The sequence below is a fragment of the Bradyrhizobium sp. Unk1 genome (assembly GCF_059512345.1).
The window spans coordinates 121,511-140,171 of sequence record NZ_JCAMOP010000019.1; the positions used below are offsets into that span (position 1 = coordinate 121,511).

Annotated in this window: 16 protein-coding genes; 6 read left to right on the top strand and 10 right to left on the bottom strand. The window is 64.8% G+C overall.

Annotation, left to right across the window (positions count from 1 at the left end; all coding sequences use genetic code 11):
* Nucleotides 1–15 precede the first annotated feature (15 nt).
* Nucleotides 16–1,641 carry a thiamine pyrophosphate-dependent enzyme gene (locus tag AC5ZFO_RS24475; protein WP_496122740.1) on the top strand — a complete coding sequence of 542 codons (1,626 nt, stop codon included), beginning with the start codon at nucleotides 16–18 and terminating at the stop codon, nucleotides 1,639–1,641.
* Between the two features lie 166 nt (nucleotides 1,642–1,807).
* Here the strand turns inward: AC5ZFO_RS24475 and alkB are convergent, their stop codons facing one another.
* From alkB to AC5ZFO_RS24495, 4 genes are all read right to left on the bottom strand, one after another.
* Nucleotides 1,808–2,461 carry a DNA oxidative demethylase AlkB gene (gene alkB, locus AC5ZFO_RS24480; RefSeq protein WP_282524685.1) on the bottom strand — a complete coding sequence of 218 codons (654 nt, stop codon included), beginning with the start codon at nucleotides 2,459–2,461 and terminating at the stop codon, nucleotides 1,808–1,810.
* 9 nt (nucleotides 2,462–2,470) lie between these two features.
* Nucleotides 2,471–3,217, bottom strand: a complete 747-nt coding sequence (locus tag AC5ZFO_RS24485; protein ID WP_496122741.1) for a 2OG-Fe(II) oxygenase — start codon at nucleotides 3,215–3,217, stop codon at nucleotides 2,471–2,473.
* 156 nt (nucleotides 3,218–3,373) lie between these two features.
* The gene (locus AC5ZFO_RS24490) at nucleotides 3,374–4,060 is read right to left on the bottom strand and encodes a DUF2848 domain-containing protein (protein ID WP_282524687.1); all 687 of its coding nucleotides are present in this window, start codon (nucleotides 4,058–4,060) and stop codon (nucleotides 3,374–3,376) included.
* Nucleotides 4,053–5,402, bottom strand: a complete 1,350-nt coding sequence (locus AC5ZFO_RS24495; protein WP_282524688.1) for an amidase — start codon at nucleotides 5,400–5,402, stop codon at nucleotides 4,053–4,055. Before AC5ZFO_RS24495 ends, AC5ZFO_RS24490 begins: the two co-directional genes overlap by 8 nt.
* A 192-nt stretch (nucleotides 5,403–5,594) precedes the next feature.
* Here AC5ZFO_RS24495 and AC5ZFO_RS24500 point away from each other — a divergent pair, with 192 nt between their 5' ends.
* The 4 genes from AC5ZFO_RS24500 to AC5ZFO_RS24515 all read left to right on the top strand — a co-directional run bounded on the left by AC5ZFO_RS24500 (nucleotide 5,595) and on the right by AC5ZFO_RS24515 (nucleotide 9,497).
* Nucleotides 5,595–6,008 (top strand): Zn-ribbon domain-containing OB-fold protein, encoded by a 414-nt coding sequence (locus AC5ZFO_RS24500; RefSeq protein ID WP_282524689.1) that lies wholly within the window; start codon nucleotides 5,595–5,597, stop codon nucleotides 6,006–6,008.
* Nucleotides 6,009–6,011: 3 nt separating this feature from the next.
* Nucleotides 6,012–7,151 carry a thiolase C-terminal domain-containing protein gene (locus AC5ZFO_RS24505; RefSeq protein ID WP_282524690.1) on the top strand — a complete coding sequence of 380 codons (1,140 nt, stop codon included), beginning with the start codon at nucleotides 6,012–6,014 and terminating at the stop codon, nucleotides 7,149–7,151.
* Between the two features lie 182 nt (nucleotides 7,152–7,333).
* Entirely contained in the window at nucleotides 7,334–8,248 is a 915-nt protein-coding gene (locus AC5ZFO_RS24510; protein WP_282524691.1) for an SDR family oxidoreductase, read from the top strand.
* 130 nt (nucleotides 8,249–8,378) lie between these two features.
* Complete coding sequence (locus tag AC5ZFO_RS24515) at nucleotides 8,379–9,497, top strand: SMP-30/gluconolactonase/LRE family protein (protein ID WP_282524692.1); 1,119 nt, start codon at nucleotides 8,379–8,381, stop codon at nucleotides 9,495–9,497.
* A gap of 69 nt (nucleotides 9,498–9,566) precedes the next feature.
* Here the strand turns inward: AC5ZFO_RS24515 and ppc are convergent, their stop codons facing one another.
* The 6 genes from ppc to AC5ZFO_RS24545 all read right to left on the bottom strand — a co-directional run bounded on the left by ppc (nucleotide 9,567) and on the right by AC5ZFO_RS24545 (nucleotide 17,497).
* A complete protein-coding gene (ppc, locus tag AC5ZFO_RS24520) occupies nucleotides 9,567–12,365 on the bottom strand; it encodes a phosphoenolpyruvate carboxylase (protein WP_496122742.1) in 2,799 nt (932 codons plus the stop codon).
* 122 nt (nucleotides 12,366–12,487) lie between these two features.
* Nucleotides 12,488–12,892: a YccF domain-containing protein gene (locus AC5ZFO_RS24525; RefSeq protein WP_282524694.1), complete on the bottom strand. Its 405-nt coding sequence runs from the start codon at nucleotides 12,890–12,892 to the stop codon at nucleotides 12,488–12,490.
* 51 nt (nucleotides 12,893–12,943) lie between these two features.
* Nucleotides 12,944–14,023: a rhomboid family intramembrane serine protease gene (locus AC5ZFO_RS24530; protein ID WP_282524695.1), complete on the bottom strand. Its 1,080-nt coding sequence runs from the start codon at nucleotides 14,021–14,023 to the stop codon at nucleotides 12,944–12,946.
* 87 nt (nucleotides 14,024–14,110) lie between these two features.
* Nucleotides 14,111–14,905 carry an enoyl-CoA hydratase/isomerase family protein gene (locus AC5ZFO_RS24535; RefSeq protein ID WP_282524696.1) on the bottom strand — a complete coding sequence of 265 codons (795 nt, stop codon included), beginning with the start codon at nucleotides 14,903–14,905 and terminating at the stop codon, nucleotides 14,111–14,113.
* Nucleotides 14,906–15,016: 111 nt separating this feature from the next.
* Nucleotides 15,017–16,561 (bottom strand): acyl-CoA synthetase, encoded by a 1,545-nt coding sequence (locus AC5ZFO_RS24540; RefSeq protein ID WP_496122743.1) that lies wholly within the window; start codon nucleotides 16,559–16,561, stop codon nucleotides 15,017–15,019.
* A 126-nt stretch (nucleotides 16,562–16,687) separates the two neighbouring features.
* The gene (locus AC5ZFO_RS24545; protein WP_282524698.1) at nucleotides 16,688–17,497 is read right to left on the bottom strand and encodes a crotonase/enoyl-CoA hydratase family protein; all 810 of its coding nucleotides are present in this window, start codon (nucleotides 17,495–17,497) and stop codon (nucleotides 16,688–16,690) included.
* 105 nt (nucleotides 17,498–17,602) lie between these two features.
* On the opposite strand from AC5ZFO_RS24545, the gene AC5ZFO_RS24550 reads away from it, so the two are divergent.
* A complete protein-coding gene (locus AC5ZFO_RS24550) occupies nucleotides 17,603–18,475 on the top strand; it encodes an SDR family oxidoreductase (RefSeq protein ID WP_282524699.1) in 873 nt (290 codons plus the stop codon).
* Nucleotides 18,476–18,661: the final 186 nt, after the last annotated feature.

Consider the following 18,661-nt stretch of genomic DNA (forward strand, 5'->3'; position numbering starts at 1 on the left):
AAATGGAATAGTGCAATGACCACCCTCACCGGCGGCGAAGCGATCGTAAGCGGCCTTGTCGCCCATGGCGTCGACACCGTGTTCGGCCTGCCCGGCGCGCAGGTCTACGGTCTGTTCGACGCCTTCCACCAGGCCCGGCTCAACGTGATCGGCGCGCGGCACGAGCAGGCCTGCGGCTACATGGCGTTTGGTTACGCACGCTCCAGCGGCAGGCCCGGCGTGTTCAGCGTGGTGCCCGGCCCCGGCGTGCTCAACGCCAGCGCGGCGCTGCTGACCGCCTATGGCTGCAACGAGCCGGTGCTGTGCGTGACCGGCCAGGTGCCGACGCAGTTTCTGGGCAAGGGCCGCGGCCATCTGCACGAGATGCCGGACCAGCTCGCCACCTTGCGCACCTATGTCAAATGGGCCGATCGCATCGAAACGCCCGGCAACGCGCCGACCACCGTGTCGCGCGCCTTCCAGGAGATGACGTCCGGCCGTCGTGGCCCTGCCTCTGTCGAAATGCCCTGGGACATCTTCACCCAGCGCGCGGACACATGTGACGCAAAGGTGCTGGAGCCGCTGCCCGCGCCGCTGCCCGATCCGGATCTGATCACGCAGGCGGCTGCGGTGATCAGGAGCAGCAAGGCGCCGATGATCTTTGTCGGCAGCGGCGCGATCGAGGCGCGCGACGAAATCCTCGAGCTCGCCGAGATGATCGATGCACCCGTCGTCGCCTTCCGCAGCGGGCGCGGCATCGTCTCCAACGCGCATGAGCTGGGGCTCACGATGGCTGCCGCCTACAAACTATGGCCGAAGACCGATCTCATGATCGGCATCGGTTCGCGGCTGGAGCTGCCGACCATGTCGCGCTGGCCGTATCGGCCCGACGGGTTGAAGAGCATCCGGATCGACATAGATCCCGTCGAGATGCGGCGCTTCATCTCCGACACCGCCATCGTCGCCGATGCCAAGACCGCGACCGCCGATCTGATCGAAGCGGTCAGCAAGGCCGGCTACAGCAAGACCGCCGGCCGCCGCGCCGCGATCCGCGAGGCCACCGCGACCGCGCTGGCGGATATCCAGAGCATCCAGCCGCAGATGGCGTATCTCAACATCCTGCGCGAGGTGCTGCCGGCCAACGCGATCGTCACCGATGAATTGTCGCAATTCGGCTTCGCGTCCTGGTACGGCTTTCCGATCTACGAGCCGCGCACCTTCATCACGTCAGGGTATCAGGGCACGCTCGGCTCGGGCTTTCCCACAGCGCTTGGGGCCAAGGTCGCCAACCCCGACAAGCCGGTGGTGGCGATCACCGGCGACGGCGGCTTCATGTTCGGCGTGCAGGAGCTTGCCACCGCCGTGCAGTTCAACATCGGCGTAGTGACGCTGGTGTTCAACAACAACGCCTACGGCAATGTCCGCCGCGACCAGCGCGAGCGCTTTAACGGCCGCGTGGTGGCGTCCGATCTGGTCAATCCGGATTTCGTCAAGCTCGCGGAGTCCTTTGGTGTGGCTGCTGCGCGCGTCACCGCGCCGGACCAGTTCAAGGCAGCGATGGAAAAGGCGCTGGCCCATGACGGGCCGTATCTGATTTCGATCGAGGTGACGCGGGATTCGGAGGTCAGCCCCTGGGCGTTCATTCACCCGCCGAAGCCGTAAACGAAGCATCGTCGTTCCAGGACTCCTTCCTTCTCCCCTTGTGGGAGAAGGTGCCTTCGAAGGGAAGGCGGATGAGGGGTCTCTATCCGCGGAGACAGACCCCTCATCCGTCTCGCTGCCGCTTCGCGTCAGCGATCCACCCTCTCCCACAAGGGGAGAAGGAAGGTCACCGCGTTCTGCGAAACGTCAAATTGATCCGCTTCCGCCCGAGCAGCGCGTGCTCGCCATCGGCGAGCGGCGCAACGCCGTGATAGGCGAGCCTGCTGGGCCCGCCCCAGACGACCACGTCGCCATGGACGAGCCGGAAGCGGCGCGGCTTGTCGCTGCGGGCCAGGCCGCCGAACAGGAAGGTCGCGGGCAGTCCGAGCGAGACCGAGACGATCGGCGCCGAATAGTCCAGCTCGTCCTTGTCCTGATGCAGCGACAGCCGCGTGCCGGGTTCGTAGCGATTGACGAGGCAGGCATCGGGCGCAAAGCCGGTGAAACCGCCCTGCTCCGCCGCGCGCCGGGACAGGTCGCGCAACACCGGCGGCATCGCGGGCCAGGGCGCGCCGGTTCGCGGATCGATGGGATCGTAGCGGTAGCCGGTGTGATCGGTGATCCAGCCGCGCTCGCCGCAATTGGTCATCGCCACCGACATCAAATGGCCGCCGGGCGTGGTCATGCGGCGGAACGGCGACTGCGCCACGATCGCGCGCACGGCGGCGATCAGCTCGCTCTCGATCGGCCTGACGAATCCGCGCAGCAACACGGCGCCGTCGGCGAGATCCTCGCGCGACGGCTGTGCCTCGGCGGCCGTGTCGAACAGATCACCCGTCAATCGCAGCGCTCATTTGGCATCATGGAAGATCACACCCAGCGTGTGGCGCTGACCGGACCTGATCCGGCTGACGCCATGGCGGAGATTAACGCGGTAGGTGCCGCGTGTCCCCTGCTCCGGGCGGTGATGCACAGCGAAGGCGACCGCATCGCCCTGCATCAGCGGCACGACCTCGGCGCGGGACTGCATGCGTGGCCGCTGCTCGGTGAGCACGAACTCGCCGCCGGTGAAATCGCGTCCCGGTTCGGACAGGAGGATCGCGACCTGAAGCGGGAACACGTGCTCGCCGTAGAGGTCCTGGTGCAGGCAGTTGAAATCGCCGGTCTCGTATTGCAGCAGCAGCGGCGTCGGCCGCGCCTGGCCTGCCTCGTGGCAGCGCTTGAGGAACGCCGCATGCGCGGCCGGGTAACGGATGTCGATCCCCATCGCCTCGTTCCAGCGATTGGCGACGGCCTGAAGGTGCGCATACAGCGCCGGGCGCAGCTGCGCGATGAGATCGGGCAGCGGGTAGGAGAAATATTTGTACTCGCCACGGCCAAAACCGTGGCGGCCCATGACGATGCGGCTGCGGAAGTGGGTGTCGTCCGGGTAGAGTTCGGCGACGGCGCGGCATTGGTCCGGTGTCAGCAGATTCTTCAGGACGGCGCTGCCCTGGGAGTCGAGTTCGGCGGTGATCTGGGGCCAATCGAGGGCGTCGACGTGGGCGGCGAGGTCGACTGAGGGTTTAGGGGGTGATTTGCGTGCCATTGCTGTCATGACTGCCACCTTCGCAAGACCGCCCCGCCCTTTGCCACCCGATTCCCGACTATCTCCTCGTCATTGCGAGCGAAGCGAAGCAATCCAGAGTCTTTCCGCAGAGGGATCCTGGATTGCTTCGTCGCAAGGGCTCCTCGCAATGACGGCGGAGAGGTATCAGCCTCGCACCGGCAGCGTCGTCACGTCATAGCCGTGCTTGATCGTCCGTTTCAGCACGGGATCCTCAAGCTCGAACTCGAAGCGATCGGCGGGGCGGATGCCGCCCTTGGCGGCGAAGGTGCCGCCGAACATGGCGCAGCCGTCGGGGAACTTGCCACCCTCAAAGCCGCGCGCGATGAGGTCGGCGACCGGCAGCATCGCGTCGAGCGTGCCCTCCTGGTAGAGCACGCGCTCGCCCTTGATCCAGGCGTAGGAGCGCAAAATCATCCTGTCCCAATGGCCGATGACGTCCTCGAGCTCCCAGAGCGTCGATGCGACCGGCTTGTCGCACATCTGCTTGGAGACGGTGACGTTGTAGGCCTCGACCTTGCGGTCGGTATGGTCGGAGCCGCAACCGACGAAGATGCGACCCTGCCAGCCGATCAGCACGAACTCGACCTCGCCGGAGGAATCCCCACCGGTGCATTCGATGCGGTCTTCCTGAGTCAGCCGCCGCGCCGAGCCGCGATAGTAGATCGGCGTCGAGGCCGGCGGGGCGATGCCCATCTCTTGCAGCTCGGCGATGTGCTTGTCGCGGGCGACGGGATCGCGGCCGGTCCAGCCGGCAATGACCATCTGGTCGATCGCCAGCGTCAGCGGCGTGGTGGTGTCCTGGGCGTCGACGGTGAAAGTCAGGTCAAACACGAATTACGGCCTCCATGCCGGCAGCAAGCTCGAAAATACGACGGTCCGATCCGCCCGCGCCCGCCAGCATCAGGCCGACGGGAATTTCGCCCTCGCGATGCGCGGGCAGCGAGATGGCGCAACCGTCGATCATGTTGATGAGAGTGCAATTGCGCAGCGCGCGCAGGTTTTCCCTGGTGAACGCCTTGTCATCGGCGAGATCGGAAATCTTCGGCGGGGTGTTGGCGGTGGTGGGCAGCACCAACGCGTCATAGGGCGCCATGCGCGCATTGACGCGCGCAATCAGCGAGCGGCGCTCGTTGAGAAGATCGATGTAATCGGCCGCGCTCTGCGCCTCGCCGCGCATGATGCGCACGAAGACCCTGGGATCGTAGACGTCGCCCTTGGCCGTGATGAGGTAGCGATGCCAGGCGTAGCTTTCGGATGCCGCAAAGCCGCCCTTGGCGTTCATCGGGCCGATGTCGTGAAATTCGGCCATCTCGATGCGCTCGATGATCGCACCGTGATCGGCGAGGCTCTTGAGCGCGCGCTCGAAGGTCGAGGCAACTTCCGCATCGAGATCGTCGAGTGCAATCGTGGTCGGCACTGCGAGCCGCATGCCCTTTGCCGGTCGCGGCTTCAGCGGAACGATCGGCTCGTTCGCGAGCACGGCATCGAGAATGGCACAGCAGCTGACCGATCGCGCCAGCGGCCCGATGCTGTCGAGCGAGAAGGACAGCGGCACGGAGCCGTCCAGCGGCACGCGGCGCTGCGTCGGCTTGTAACCGACGATGCCGTTGAAGGCGGCCGGAATCCGGCAGGAGCCGCCGGTGTCGGTGCCGAGCGCGCCATGCGCCATGCCGTCGAGCACGGACACCGCGGCGCCCGAGGACGAGCCGCCGGGCACGTGTCCTTCGGCCCGGTTCCAGGCGCCCTTCGGCGTGCCGTAATGCGGATTGATGCCGATGCCGGAATAGGCGAACTCGGTCATGTTGGTCCGCCCGATCACGACGAAGCCGGCGTGGCGCAGCCGCGCAACCGCCGCCGCATCGTGCTCCGCCGGATCGGAATCGTCGAGCGCACGAGAGCCGGCGCGCGTCGTCTGCCCCCTGATATCGAAGAGATCCTTGATCGAGATCGGGATGCCGGTATAGCGCGACGGCGCGGCTTTGGCCTTGCGCAAGCCGTCCATCGCATCCGCGGTTGCGAGCGCGGCGTCCTTGTCGACGTGGATGAAGGCACGTCGACCCTCGCCGGCCGGATCGGCGATCCTGGCGAGGCAGGCCTCGACCAGCTTGCGGGAGGTCGTGCGGCCGCTTTCGAGGTCGTCGGCGAGCTTCGCCAGTGTCGGAAAATCGGGCATGTCTGTCTCACGGAATATTGCGCGCGCAATCTATAGCGCCGCCTCGGTTCGACACAAGCATTGTGCGCATGATGGCATGCATGCGCATTGCTGGACCGTTGACGCGCCATGGTCGATTGTCGCATCAGGATCGAAACAGGCAGGCGTGAAGCCATGCCTTAGCAAGAATTGCCTTTGGGAGGGTTTTCCGACATGGCCGAACCGCAGCGCGCGCGCCCAAAACCGACGCCGGAGACCCAGCATTTCTGGGACGGCACGAAAGCGGGCGAATTGCGTTTGCAGCGCTGCGACGCCTGCGCGCATGTCTATTTCCCGCCGCGCCCGTTCTGCCCCTCCTGCGCCTCGCGCAAGGTCAGCATCTTCAAGGCGAGTGGCAACGGTTTCCTCTACAGCTACGTGATCAATCATCGTCCCGCCGCGCCCGGCTTCACGCCGCCTTATGCGATCGCGGTGGTCGAACTCGCCGAAGGACCGCGGATGATGAGCAACATCATCGATTGTCCGCAGACGCCGGAGGCGCTCGAGCTCGACATGAAGCTCGAGGTCGCCTTCGAGGCACTCGACGACAAGATCACCCTCCCCGTCTTCCGTCCGGCGAAGGGGTAAGCCATGCGCAGGAACCAGGTTGCCGTCGTCGGCGCGGCCGAGACCACCGAGCTCGGCGTCATCCCCAACGCCTCGCAGCTCCAGCTTCACGCGGATGCGGCGCTCAACGCCATCGCCGATGCCGGGCTGAAACTGTCCGACATCGACGGCTTTGCCACCGCGGTCGAAACGCCGCAGCAGGTCTGCCATTACCTCGGAATCAAGCCAACCTGGGTGGACGGCACCTCGGTCGGCGGCTGCTCGTTCATGCTGCACGTTCGCCATGCGGCGGCGGCGATCGAGGCAGGTCTCTGCAAGACCGTGCTGATCACCCATGCCGAGAGCGGCAAGTCGATGATCGGCAAGGCGCCGCGCTCGATCCCCGCCGACAGCCTGCAAGGGCAGTTCGAGGCGCCGTTCGGCGTCTACGGCCCGCCCAGCATGTTCCCGATCCCCGTGCTGCGCTTCATGAAGACCTACGGCATCACGCATGAGCAGCTCGCCTCGGTGGCGGTCGTGCAGCGGGAATGGGCGGCGAAGAATCCGCGCGCAATGATGAAGGACCCGATCACGGTCGCCGACGTGCTCAATTCGCGCATGATCGCCTATCCGTTCCGGCTGCTCCAGTGCTGCCTCGTCACCGACGGCGGCGGCGCGCTGATCCTGACCTCGGCCGACCGCGCCAAGGATTTTCCACGCAAGCCCGTCTACATCATGGGCACCGGCGAGAGCGTGGAGACGCCGATGGTCAGCCAGATGGAAACGTTCAACTCCTCGCGCGCGTTCAAGACCGCCGGCCCGCTGGCGTTCAGGGAAGCCGGCATCGCGCACCGGGATGTCGACCATCTCATGATCTACGATGCGTTTGCGCATCTGCCGCTGTTCGGCCTCGGCGATCTCGGCTTCATGCCGCATGAGGAGACGGGCAGGTTCATCGCCGACGGCAACACCCGGCCGGGCGGCAAGCTCCCGCTCAACACCAATGGCGGCGGATTGAGCTACATGCATTCGGGCATGTACGGCATGTACGCACTTCAGGAGAGCGTACGCCAGATGCGCGGGATTGCGCCGGCACAGGTGCCGAATGCGAAGATTTCAGTGTGCCACGGCGTCGGCGGCATGTTCGCCGCAAGTGGCACGATCGTGTTTACGAACGAGAGGTGACGCGCTGCTCGCCTCTCCCTCTCCCCGTTCTTACGGGGAGAGGGTTGGGGTGAGGGTCTGCCTCCACACACCGGACTCGCGGAGAGTCCCCCTCACCTGGATTGCATCTTCGATGCAATCCGACCTCTCCCCGCGAGCGGGGCGAGGTAAGAAACGTCGGAACGAATAGCGGAGAACCCCACATGACAAAATCACTGCAGGACAAGGTCATCATCGTCACCGGCGCAGGCCGTGGCATCGGGCGCGAGATCGCGCTGCTCTGCGCGGCGGAGGGCGCCAAGGTCGTCGTCAACGACCCCGGCGTCGCCGCCGACGGCGCCGGTACCAGCGCCACGCCGGCCGAAGAGGTTGTCGAGGAAATCAAGAAGCGCGGCGGCATCGCCGTCCCGAACTTCGAGTCGGTGGCGGAAGCCGTCCCCGCCAGCAAGATCGTGAAGACCGCGACCGATCATTTCGGCCGGCTCGACGGCGTCGTCAACAATGCCGGCATCTTGCGCGACATGATCTTCCACAAGATGAGCGTGGAAGCGTTCGAGGCCGTCATCAAGGTTCACCTGATGGGCTCGTTCTACGTCAGCCACGCCGCGGCGCGGATCTTTCGCGAGCAGGAGAGCGGCTCCTTCGTGCACTTCACCTCGACCTCCGGCCTGATCGGCAATTTTGGCCAGGCCAACTACGCCGCGGCCAAGCTCGGCATCATCGGGCTGTCGAAGTCGATCGCGCTCGACATGGGCCGCTTCAACGTTCGCTCCAACTGCGTCTCGCCGTTCGCCTGGACCCGCATGATCGGCACCATCCCGACCGAGACCGAAGCCGAAAAGGCGCGCGTCGAGAAGATCAAGCAGATGGGACCGGAGAAGATCGCGCCGATCTGCGCCTATCTGCTGTCCGATGCCGCCAAGGACGTCTCCGGGCAGATCTTCGGCGCACGCATGAACGAGCTGTTCCTGTTCAGCCAGAACCGTCCGCTGCGCTCGGTGCATCGGAGCGAAGGCTGGACGCCGCAAACGATCGCGGAACACGGCATGCCGGCGCTGAAGGGCTCGTTCTACAAGCTTGACCGTTCCGCCGACATCTTCCCCTGGGATCCCGTGTAAAGGATCCCGTCTAGCCGCATTTCCGGCATCCATGCCCTGCGATCTCTGGTTGTCTGGTCCGGAGATCGCCCCGCTTTATGCCCGATTGCGGGCGAATGGTGTCCTCCCAACAAAACTTTGGGAGGAAACCATGACAAGAACACTGACCAACTCTGACGATACGACTGCAAGCGAGCGTGGCGGTCTCGGCCGCCGCACTCTCCTCAAGGGCACGGCAACCCTGGCCGCATCGGCCCTGCTCGCCTCGCGCAGCGAGGCCCGCGACTTCGGCGCCAGCGCCGAGCCGCAGCGCTATCCCGACCCCGACATCGTCGTCATCGATCCCAAGCGCTTCAAGGCCAAGGTCGGCAACACCGTGATCAAGCGGCTCTATACCGGCTGCCTGTGGGCGGAAGGTCCGGCGTGGAATGCGCAGGGGCAATATCTCGTCTGGAGCGACATCCCGGCCAACCGGCAGCTTCGCTATCTCGACGACGACGGCCATATCTCCGAGCAGTTCCACAAGCCGTCGAACGAAGCCAACGGCAACTCGTTCGACACCGAAGGACGCCAGCTCAGCGCCGAGCGCACCCGCCTCGTCCGCCACGAGCACGACGGTTCGGTCACGACACTGGCCGAGCAGGCGGGCGGCAAGCCGCTCAACGGCCCGAACGACATGGTGGTGCACCCCAACGACAAGGCGATCTGGTTCACCGATCCCGGCTATGGCGCGATCAGCATCTACGAAGGCAAGCTCGCCAATACCGGCTCGCTGCAGCCCTATCAGAAGGAGGCGGTCTATCGGCTGGACACGCAAACCGGACAGGTTTCAAAGGTCGCCGACGAGCCGTTCAAACCCAACGGCATCGCGTTCTCTCACGACTACAAGAAACTCTATGTCTGCGACACCGGCATCACGCACTACCCTGAAGCCAAGAACGTGGTGTGGTCCTACGACATCGACGGGCCAAAGCTGTCGAACCCGAAGAAGCTGATCGACATGACGCTCGACGGAAAGTCAGGCTTCCCGGACGGCCTGCGCGTCGACACCGAGGGCAACATCTGGGTCGGTGCCGGCTGGGTCGGCCCCGGTTATGACGGCGTGCAGGTGTTTTCAGGCGCCGACGGCGCACGCATCGGGCAGATTCTGTTGCCCGAGACCTGCGCGAATGTCTGCTTCGGCGGCAAGAAGCGCAACCGCCTGTTCATGACCGCGAGCCAGTCGCTGTATGCGGTCTATGTGGAGACGCAGGGGGCGCATTTCTGTTGAGGCAGCGAATAGTGAGTGGCGAGTGGCGAATAGGGTTCTATTCGTTACTCGCCATTCGCAACTCGCCACTTACCCCGTATTCCTCAGCCCCGCCGAGATGCCGTTGATCGTGAGCTGAATCCCGCGCAGCACCTGCTCGTCCGGGTTCTGCGCGCGATGCTCTTTCAGCAGTTCGACCTGCACGTGGTTGAGCGGATCGAGATAGGGGAAGCGGTGGCGCACCGAGCGCTCCAGCAGCGGGTTGCCCTGGAGCAGGCGATCCTGCCCCATGATGTCGAGCAGCGTCTCGATGCAGGAATGCCATTCGCGGCGGATCCGGCCGAAGATCTTTTCGCGCAAGGCTTCGTCCGGGACGAGCTCGGCATAGCGCGAGGCGATCGCGATCGAGCTTTTCGCCAGCACCATGTCCATGTTCGACAGCAGCATGCGGAAGAACGGCCATTCCCTGTAGAGCTCCTTCAGGAACGGCATGCCCTTGTCGGGATGTTCCGCGATCCACTGCTCGACTGCGCTGCCAAAGCCGTACCAGCCCGGCAGCATCAGGCGGCATTGCGCCCAGGAGAACACCCAGGGAATGGCGCGCAGATCCTCGATCGCGCGGGTCTTCTTGCGCGAGGCCGGACGGCTGCCGATGTTCAGCGTCGCGATCTCGTTGATGACCGTGGACGCCCAGAAATAATCGACGAAACCGTCGGTCTCGTAGACGAGGCCGCGATAGGCCTTGAAAGCGAGATTTGAAAGCTCGTCCATCGCGGTGAGATATTCGCGGCGCGGCGCGCTCTGGCGCGGATGCAACAGGCTCGCCTCCAGCGTCGCGGCGGCGAGGATCTCCAGATTGTTGCGGCCGACTTCGGCGTTGGAATATTTCGACGAGATGATCTCGCCCTGCTCGGTGATGCGGATCTGTCCGTTCACCGCGCCGCCGGGCTGCGCGATGATGGCATCATAGCTCGGGCCGCCGCCGCGGCCGACCGAGCCGCCGCGGCCGTGGAACAGGCGCAGCCGCACGTGATGCCGCTCGAACACGTCGACGAGGCCGATCTCGGCCTTGTAGAGCTCCCAGCCCGAAGTGACGAAGCCGCCGTCCTTGTTCGAGTCGGAATAGCCGAGCATGACCTCCTGCACGCTGCCGCGGCTGTCGACGAGGCGGCGGTAATCGTGCAGCGACAGCATGCGATCCATGATGCCGCTGGAGGCCTGCAAATCCTCGATGGTCTCGAACAGCGGCACGATGTTGATGGCGCTCCGCCCGGAGGGATGGACGAGGCCGACCTCCTTGAGCAGCACGGCCACTTCGAGCATGTCGGACATGCCCTTGCACATCGAGATGATGCATTGGGGAATCGCGTCCGAGCCGAACTTCCCATGCGCCTCCGCGGCGGAATGGAAGACGTTGAGCTCGCCCATGGTCTCGTCGCTGTATTTGACGAATGGCGAGACCAGCGAGCGCGTGCTGCGCAATTCATTGGTGAGCAGCGAGATGCGCGCGTCCTCGCCGAGCGCGAGATAGGACATGCCGGGGTTCGCGGCATCCATCAGCTCGGCGATGGTACGTTCGTGCACGGCCGAGTTCTGGCGGATGTCGAGCCGCGCCAGATGGAAGCCGAAGCAATCCACCGCACGCCGGAGCAGCCGCAGCCGGCCGCGGGCGATGACGCGGGCATTGTTGGAGATCAGCGAGCGGTGCAGCACGTCGAGATCGGCCTGCAGCTCCCTGACGGTCTCGTAAGGCCTGCCCTTGCCGACCGGCCGGCGCGTGATCTCGACCTCGAGCTTTTCGGCCGTCGCGGTCAGGCGCGCATAGATGCCGGAGACCGCGAGACGATAGGGCTCGCCGCTCCGGTGCGGCGAGGTGTCGGGCGAGCGTTCCGCCAGCGTCCGCAGCTCCTCGGAGACGTCGGCGAGGTGTGCCGCGATCGACAGCTCCGAACCGAGCACGTGCAGCTCGTTGAGATAGAATTGCATCACCCGGCTCGACTGGAGCCGCAGCGTCCCGCGCATCACGTCGGCGGTGACGAAGGGATTGCCGTCGCGGTCGCCGCCGATCCAGCTGCCCATGCGCAGGAACGAGGCGAGCTCGGTAACCGCCGCCTCGCCAGCCTCCTCCAGCCGGTCTTCGAGCACATTGACCAGCCGCGGCACCTCGCGCAGGAAGGTGTAGTCGTAGAACGCCAGGCCGTTGGCGACCTCGTCGAGCACCGTGAGCTTGGTCCGGCGCAAGAGATTGGTCTGCCACAGCGTCAGCACCTCGCGGCGGAGCTGTTCGTCGCTGGCGGCGGCCTCGTCTTCAGTGAGCGCCACGCGCTCGCGGCGGTCGAGCAGGCTAGCAACCTCCATCTCGCGGTCCATGGTGCTCTTGCGGCGGACCTCGGTCGGGTGCGCGGTCAGGACCGGGCTGACCAGCGCGGTCTTGAAGAAATTGCGCAGCACATCGGAGCTGATCCCGGCGTCCCTGGCATGGGCCAGCGTCTCCGCCAGCACGCCGGAGCCGGCGCTCTGGGCGGCACTCCGGGCGCGCATCTGGCGAATGTTGTTCTGGTCCTCGGCGATGTTGGCGAGGTGGGAGAAATAGCTGAAGGCGCGGACGATCCGCACCGTCTCCGAGGTCGACATGCTGTCGAGGATCTGCTCGAGCTCGCGGCGGGCGAGCCGGTCTTCGTCGCGATGGAACCGGATCGAGGTCTGGCGGATACGCTCGACCAGGTCGAACAATTCCGCGCCCTCCTGGTCGCGCACGGTGTCGCCCAGAATACGCCCGAGCAGGCGGATGTCGTCACGCAGCCGCGCATCGGCCTCCAGCGCCTGGGCGTCCTCAGCGCGGTTCGGGCGGTTGTCAATGGCGTCGGGTGGCACGGTCTGGAGGGACATGGCTCGCTTCCTTGTTCGAGCTCGCTTCGCTGCCCGGCTCAGCCGAGTGTGCAAGTTTTTTGCCGCAGCGCAAGATGAAGTTGGGGGCGGCGCACACTGAAAGGGACGATCGCTCCTTGCGGCTAGGCCGGCACGATCACTTTGCCGATCGGCCAGAGCGCGATGCCGGCGAGCTTCAGATGGGCCCAGGCGAAGGGGATGCCGATGATGGTGATGGCGAGAACCAGCGCGGTCACGAGGTGGCCGAGCGCCAGCCACCAGCCGGCGAGCACGAACCAGATGATATTGCCGATCACCCCGAGTGGGCCGGTGCCGATGTCGCTCGTGCCGGTGACCTCGTAGCGGTTGACCGCTCTCGAGCCGAACGGCAGCAGCGTGTAGACGGCGATGTTGAACGCCGCCCGTGCCCAGGGCAGGCCGATGATGGTGACGGCCATGATGACTGCGGCAACCAGCCAGCCGAACGCCATCCAGGCACCGCCGATGAGAATCCAGAGGATGTTGAGCAGGATGGAAACGGGGGTCATGGCTTTATCCGCGGGGTCAATGACCCCCTCACTATAGCACGCCCCCCGAGGTCATAGTCCATGACGCCGGCTGCGTTCGGCACGCAGCGACGTGGCGACGAATCCAACATCCTCGATCCCTCGCGAAATCTCCTTCGCGCCGAGACAAAGCGTCAGCGCGGCGACGCCAATCGCGGCGACTCCCGAGATGAAAAAGGGATAGGGGCAAAATATGACAAGAAAAATGTCGAGCGGAATGTATCCAATTGGCATGTGGGGCCAGCAATAAAACGCCAGAGCCCAACCGCAAAGCATCACGGCGGCAGCGTTCATTCCGGCCAAGGCCGTCACGACGATCGCGAGACCCTTCTTCATGGAGAGCGCGAGATCGACCAGCTTCACGACGGCACAGCATGCGACCACGACGACGATCATCAGACCCCATCCGGAAGTGGCGTGGGCCTGACCGTTCCAGGCCCACAGCGCGGTGACGCAAGCAAGCAGGGTCAGATTGACCTTCACGATTTCGGGAAACTTGCAGCGAAGGACATAGGCATTCGCCTTCTCGACAAGGTCCAGCAATGCGCATGCAATCAAGCCCGCCGCAAAGCCGCCGAGATGGACGCCCCAATCGATCCGCGAATTGCTGAACGCGAACACGATGTTCAATCCGATGTTGATGGCGAAGAAATCAAGCCTGAGGTCGAGCTTGCCGAGAATCCACAGGCAAAGCAGTGCGCCCAAAATGCCCGACGTGGCGCCGGATGCGCCGACCGTCAAATAAGGGGTGGAATGGATGCCATTGCCGATGACGGCACCGAACACCATCGCGCAGAGGTAGATGATGAGGAAATAGGCCGGTCCGACCCGCCGCTCGAGATGTGCGCCCCACAGCACCAGGCACAACATGTTCATGGTGAGGTGGACGAAATTGACGTGCAGGAAGCCATAAGCGACGAGGCGCCAGTACTCATGCCGCGCGATTGCGGTCGCATACATGCCGCCGGACCGATACAGCAACTCTGCCGGCGCCGACGCGCCGCCCGCCAGGATGAAGCAGAACCCCGACGCGAGGACCGTCACCGTCATCAGCGCGTAGACGGCGGCATGAGGGACTTCGAAGAAGCCGGGACCGGCGCGGTATGAGGGCATGGGTGATCGCAGGGGGTTAGCGTGGGAACGCCAACCTAGCCGAGCCGATCGATGATTGCTACCCCAGCGCGTACCAGCCCGCGTCGGCTACCGCCCCTCGAACTTCGCCTCGCGCTTCTCCATGAACGCCTTCATGCCCTCGGCCATGTCCTGGGTTTTGAACAGCGGCAGGAGCTGGAGATAGACGTGATGGACGTGATCTGAAAAGTTCTCGTTGAGGCCCATCCGCATCATGCGCTTGGAGGCCTGCACCGCGAGCGGCGCGTTGGCGGCGATTTCGCAGGCGATGGCGCGGGCGCGGCCCATCAAGTCGACATCCGGCACGACCTCGTTGGCGAGGCCCCATTCCAGACACTCGCGGGCGCTTAGCGTCCGGCCGGTGAAGATCAGCTCGGAAGCCTTGGCCCAGCCGAGCATCCGCGGCAACAGCCAGGTGCCGCCGGATTCGGGCACGACGCCGCGCTTGACGAAGGCGGCGGCGAGCTTCGAGGACTCCGCCATGATGCGGATGTCGCAGCCGAGCGCGGTGTCCATGCCATAGCCGGCCGCGCCGCCGTTGACGGCGCAGATGGTCGGCTTGTCCATCGCCTGCAAAACCGTCGGCGGCGTGTTGCGGAGATTGATCGTGGTCGGCGAGGACGCGGCGCTGAGGCCGTTGCCGTCGCGCTCCTTGCGCAGGTCGAGGCCGGCGCAGAACGCCCTGCCCTTGCCGGTGAGGATCACGACGCGGACGTTTTTGTCCTCGTTGGCTTCGGTCAGCAGCCGCGCCAGATCGTTCAACATCGGGCCGGAGATGGTGTTCATGCGCTCCGGCGCATTCAGCGTGATCACCGCGATGTGGTCGGCGACCTCGTAGAGCACTTCGTTTGCGGCGTCGGTCATGATCATTCGTTCCTGTGTTCGTAGCCCGGATGGAGCGCAGCGAAATCCGGGGTCTTTTTGACGCGAGCACCGCCCCGGATTGCGCTTCGCTCCATCCGGGCTACAAGGCCCTCAAATTTTCCGCCCCGCCTGCTCCCAATAGGGATCACGGAGGCGACGTTTGAAGATCTTTCCTGAATCTTCGCGCGGAAGCCCGCTGCGGATCTCGATGTGCTTGGGCACCTTGTAATCGGCGAGCGAGCCCTTGAGCCGGGTGCGGATATCGCCGGCATCGAGTGTGACACCCGGTTGCGGCTCGACCACGGCCATCAGCGCCTCGCCGAACTCGGCATCGGGGATGCCGAACACCGCGCAATCATGCACGCCGGGCACGGCGTGAAGCACGGATTCGATCTCGGCCGGATAGATGTTGACGCCGCCCGAGATCACCATGTCGCGCTTACGGTCGCAGATGAAGACGTAGCCGTCCTCGTCGATGTAGCCGACGTCGCCCGAGGTGATGAAACCGTCGCGGTCGATCTCGGTGCGCTTCTCCGGCTTGTTGTGGTAGGTGAAGTCGGCCATCCCGGCCATGCGGGAATAGATCTCGCCGATCTCGCCCACGGGGAGCACGCGGCCGTCATCGCCGATGAAGCGCAGTTCGGCACCGGGCGAAATCCTGCCGACAGTGCCGGGCCTTTTGAGCGCATCTTCAGAGGTCGCGAAGGTGACCGCGCTGGATTCGGTCGAGCCGTAGAATTCGTAGATCACCGGCCCCCACCATTCGATCATGGCGCGTTTGACGTCGGCCGGACATGGCGCTGCGGCATGGATGATGTGGCGCAGCGACGAGACATCATACTTCCCGCGCACCGCCTCCGGCAGCTTCATCAGGCGGATGAACATGGTCGGCACCATGAAGATGGTGTCGATCTTGTATCGTTCGATCAGGTCCAGAAATTCTTCGGGCTCGAAGCGCGGCATCAGCACCAGCGCGCCGTCGAGCTTGCCGGCGCGAATGCCGAACGAGTTCGGCGCGGAGTGATAGAGCGGACCCGGCAGGATCGCGCGAGCGCCGGGTTTGAGCCCATAGATCATCGCACGCATGCGCTCGCCGGCCGCCGCCTGTTCCGGCGTGGGCGCATTGCGCCGCACGCCCTTGGGATGGCCGGTCGTCCCTGAGGTGTAGATCATGTTCATGGGCTGCGGCACGATTGGGCCGTCATAGGGCTGGTGTTGCGCAAGCCAGGATTCGAAATCCATCGCGAAGTCCGGCGTCTTCAGATGACCGGGATCGATCTTGTAGTTGGACAGGATCTCAGGCGGCGTCGGCACGCTGAGCACGGTGACGCCCTTCGGAATGGCATCGCGCAAGGCATGCAGCATGTCGGCATGCCCGATCAGCACGGACGTGCCGGTATCGTTGAGGATGTAGTTGATCTCCTCCGGCTTGAAGTGCCAGTTGATCGGCACGCCATAGGCCCCTAGCCGCATCGCGGCGTAGGCAGCTTCGAGAAAGGCGATGTCGTTGCGCATCAGCATGCAGACGCAATCGCCTTGCTTGACGCCGATTTTGGCGAGGCCGCTCGCGATGCGATCGGCGCGGGTGGCGATTTCGGCGTGGGCGCGGCGGCGCTCGCCGGAGACGATGCCGAGGAACTCTGACGTTTCGCTCATTTTTGTTTTTTCTTTGTTGTTGTCGACCCTCATGGTGAGGAGGCGCACAGCGCCGTCTCGAACCATGAGAGCCCATGGCCCATCCCTCGAGACGCCGCTTCGCGGCTCCTCGGGATGAGGTCTGTGCTAATCCGCATACTTCGCCGCGCGCTTCTCCAGATTGGAGCGCACCGCTTCGGTCTGGTTCGCACTGCCGATCAGCTTCTGCTGCTCGACGGACTCGGCGAGCAGCGCCGGGCCGGGGTCGACCGAGAGATTGTTGAGCAAACGCTTGGCGGCGCGGATCGCATCGGGGCTCTTGCCGGCGATCTCGCGCGCGACTTCGAGAGCCGTGGCGCGCGGGTCGTCGCAGATGCGCGTCGCGAGGCCGTAGCTCATCGCCTCCTGCGCCGAGAAGATGCGGCCGGTGTAGGTGAGATCGCGCAATATGTCGTCGCGCACGAGCGAGGCCAGGATCGGCGTGCCCGCCATGTCGGGCACGAGGCCCCATTTGATCTCCATCACCGACATCCGCGCATCGGGGCTAAGGAAGCGCATGTCCGCGCCGAGCGAGAGCTGGAAGCCACCGCCGAAAGCAACGCCGTGCACGGCCGCGATCACGGGAACCGGAAGCTGGCGCCATCCCCACACCGCCTGTTGCGGGAAGTTCGCCTGGCCATGGGTGCGCTTGGTGAGATCGCGATTTTCGCCACCCGGAATTCCGTTGCCGCCTGTCTCCTTCATGGCGGCAAAACGCCCCATGTCGAGACCGGCGCAGAAGGCGCGGCCTTCGCCCGAGAGCACGACGACACGCACGCCTTTTTCTTTGGAAAGCCGGTCGGTTGCGGCAACAAGGGCCTCGAACATCGCCTGATCGAGCGCATTCATCTTGTCGGCGCGCACCAGGCGCACGTCGGCGACGCCTTCCGAGATCGAGATCGAGACGCGCTCTTCCATGGATGAATTCTCCCCTGTTCTTGTTCGGTGCCGCTTTACAGAAAGCTGACGGGCGGATTTAGTCAATCGACCAATTAACTGACAATCCGTACGGGAGAAACAGCCATGTTCAAGGAAAATCTTCTGGCTGGGCGGTGCATTCTCGTGACCGGCGGCGGCACCGGGCTCGGCAAGTCGATGGCGGCGCGCTTCCTTCAGCTCGGCGCCGAAGTGCACATCTGCGGCCGGCGCAAGATCGTCTGCGACGAGACCGCGACCGAGCTGATGGATCAGTATGGCGGCCGCGTCACCAGCCACGGCGTCGACATCCGCAACGCGCTCGCGGTCGAAGAGATGGTCGAGACCATCTTTCGTGACGCCCCCCTCACCGATCTCATCAACAACGCGGCCGGCAATTTCATCTCGCGCAGCGAAGAGCTGTCGCCGCGCGGCTTCGATGCCGTCGCCAACATCGTCATGCACGGCACGTTCTACGTGACCCATGCGGTCGGCAAGCGCTGGATCGCCTTGAAGCAGCCCGGCAATGTCGTTTCCATCACCACGACCTGGGTGCGCAACGGCTCGCCTTACGTGGTGCCGTCGGCGATGAGCAAGTCGGCGATCCACGCCATGACGATGTCGCTCGCGACCGAATGGGGCCGGTACGGCATCCGCCTCAACACGATCGCGCCGGGCGAGATCCCGACCGAGGGCATGAGCAAGCGCATCAAGCCCGGCGACGAAGCCGGCGCGCGCACCAAGGCGATGAACCCGATGGGCCGCGTCGGCACCATGGAGGAATTGCAGAACCTCGCGGTGTTCCTGATCTCCGGCGGCTGCGACTGGATCAGCGGCGAGACCATCGCGATGGACGGCGCGCAGGCGCTGGCGATGGGCGGCAATTTCTACCAGCTCCGCGACTGGAGCGACGACGACTGGAAAACCGCGCGCGAGAGCATCATGGCGCAGAACGAGAAGGACCGGGCCAAGCGGGGGTGATGCTCTCTCTGCCCCGGACGCAGCGCGGCGCGCCGCCTTCGGCGTGGTGCGCTGCTGAGCCGGGGCCCATCTCTCTTCAAACGCGGAAGCAGCAGCATGGGTCCCTGCGCTGCGCTTGTCCGGAACGACGGCGGGGCCTCTCCCATCTTGTCTTCACCCGCGGATGGCGCCACACTCCCAGGCATA

Bases quoted from the DNA above. Each gene is read 5' to 3' on its own strand.
- AC5ZFO_RS24530 (WP_282524695.1), bottom strand. From the start codon at position 14,023: ATGCCCTCATACCGCGCCGGTCCCGGCTTCTTCGAAGTCCCTCATGCC.
- AC5ZFO_RS24540 (WP_496122743.1), bottom strand. From the start codon at position 16,561: ATGAGCGAAACGTCAGAGTTCCTCGGCATCGTCTCCGGCGAGCGCCGC.
- AC5ZFO_RS24515 (WP_282524692.1), top strand. From the start codon at position 8,379: ATGACAAGAACACTGACCAACTCTGACGATACGACTGCAAGCGAGCGT.
- AC5ZFO_RS24475 (WP_496122740.1), top strand. From the start codon at position 16: ATGACCACCCTCACCGGCGGCGAAGCGATCGTAAGCGGCCTTGTCGCC.
- AC5ZFO_RS24505 (WP_282524690.1), top strand. From the start codon at position 6,012: ATGCGCAGGAACCAGGTTGCCGTCGTCGGCGCGGCCGAGACCACCGAG.
- AC5ZFO_RS24500 (WP_282524689.1), top strand. From the start codon at position 5,595: ATGGCCGAACCGCAGCGCGCGCGCCCAAAACCGACGCCGGAGACCCAG.
- ppc (WP_496122742.1), bottom strand. From the start codon at position 12,365: ATGTCCCTCCAGACCGTGCCACCCGACGCCATTGACAACCGCCCGAAC.
- AC5ZFO_RS24510 (WP_282524691.1), top strand. From the start codon at position 7,334: ATGACAAAATCACTGCAGGACAAGGTCATCATCGTCACCGGCGCAGGC.
- AC5ZFO_RS24485 (WP_496122741.1), bottom strand. From the start codon at position 3,217: ATGACAGCAATGGCACGCAAATCACCCCCTAAACCCTCAGTCGACCTC.
- AC5ZFO_RS24495 (WP_282524688.1), bottom strand. From the start codon at position 5,402: ATGCCCGATTTTCCGACACTGGCGAAGCTCGCCGACGACCTCGAAAGC.
- AC5ZFO_RS24525 (WP_282524694.1), bottom strand. From the start codon at position 12,892: ATGACCCCCGTTTCCATCCTGCTCAACATCCTCTGGATTCTCATCGGC.
- AC5ZFO_RS24545 (WP_282524698.1), bottom strand. From the start codon at position 17,497: ATGGAAGAGCGCGTCTCGATCTCGATCTCGGAAGGCGTCGCCGACGTG.
- AC5ZFO_RS24550 (WP_282524699.1), top strand. From the start codon at position 17,603: ATGTTCAAGGAAAATCTTCTGGCTGGGCGGTGCATTCTCGTGACCGGC.
- AC5ZFO_RS24535 (WP_282524696.1), bottom strand. From the start codon at position 14,905: ATGACCGACGCCGCAAACGAAGTGCTCTACGAGGTCGCCGACCACATC.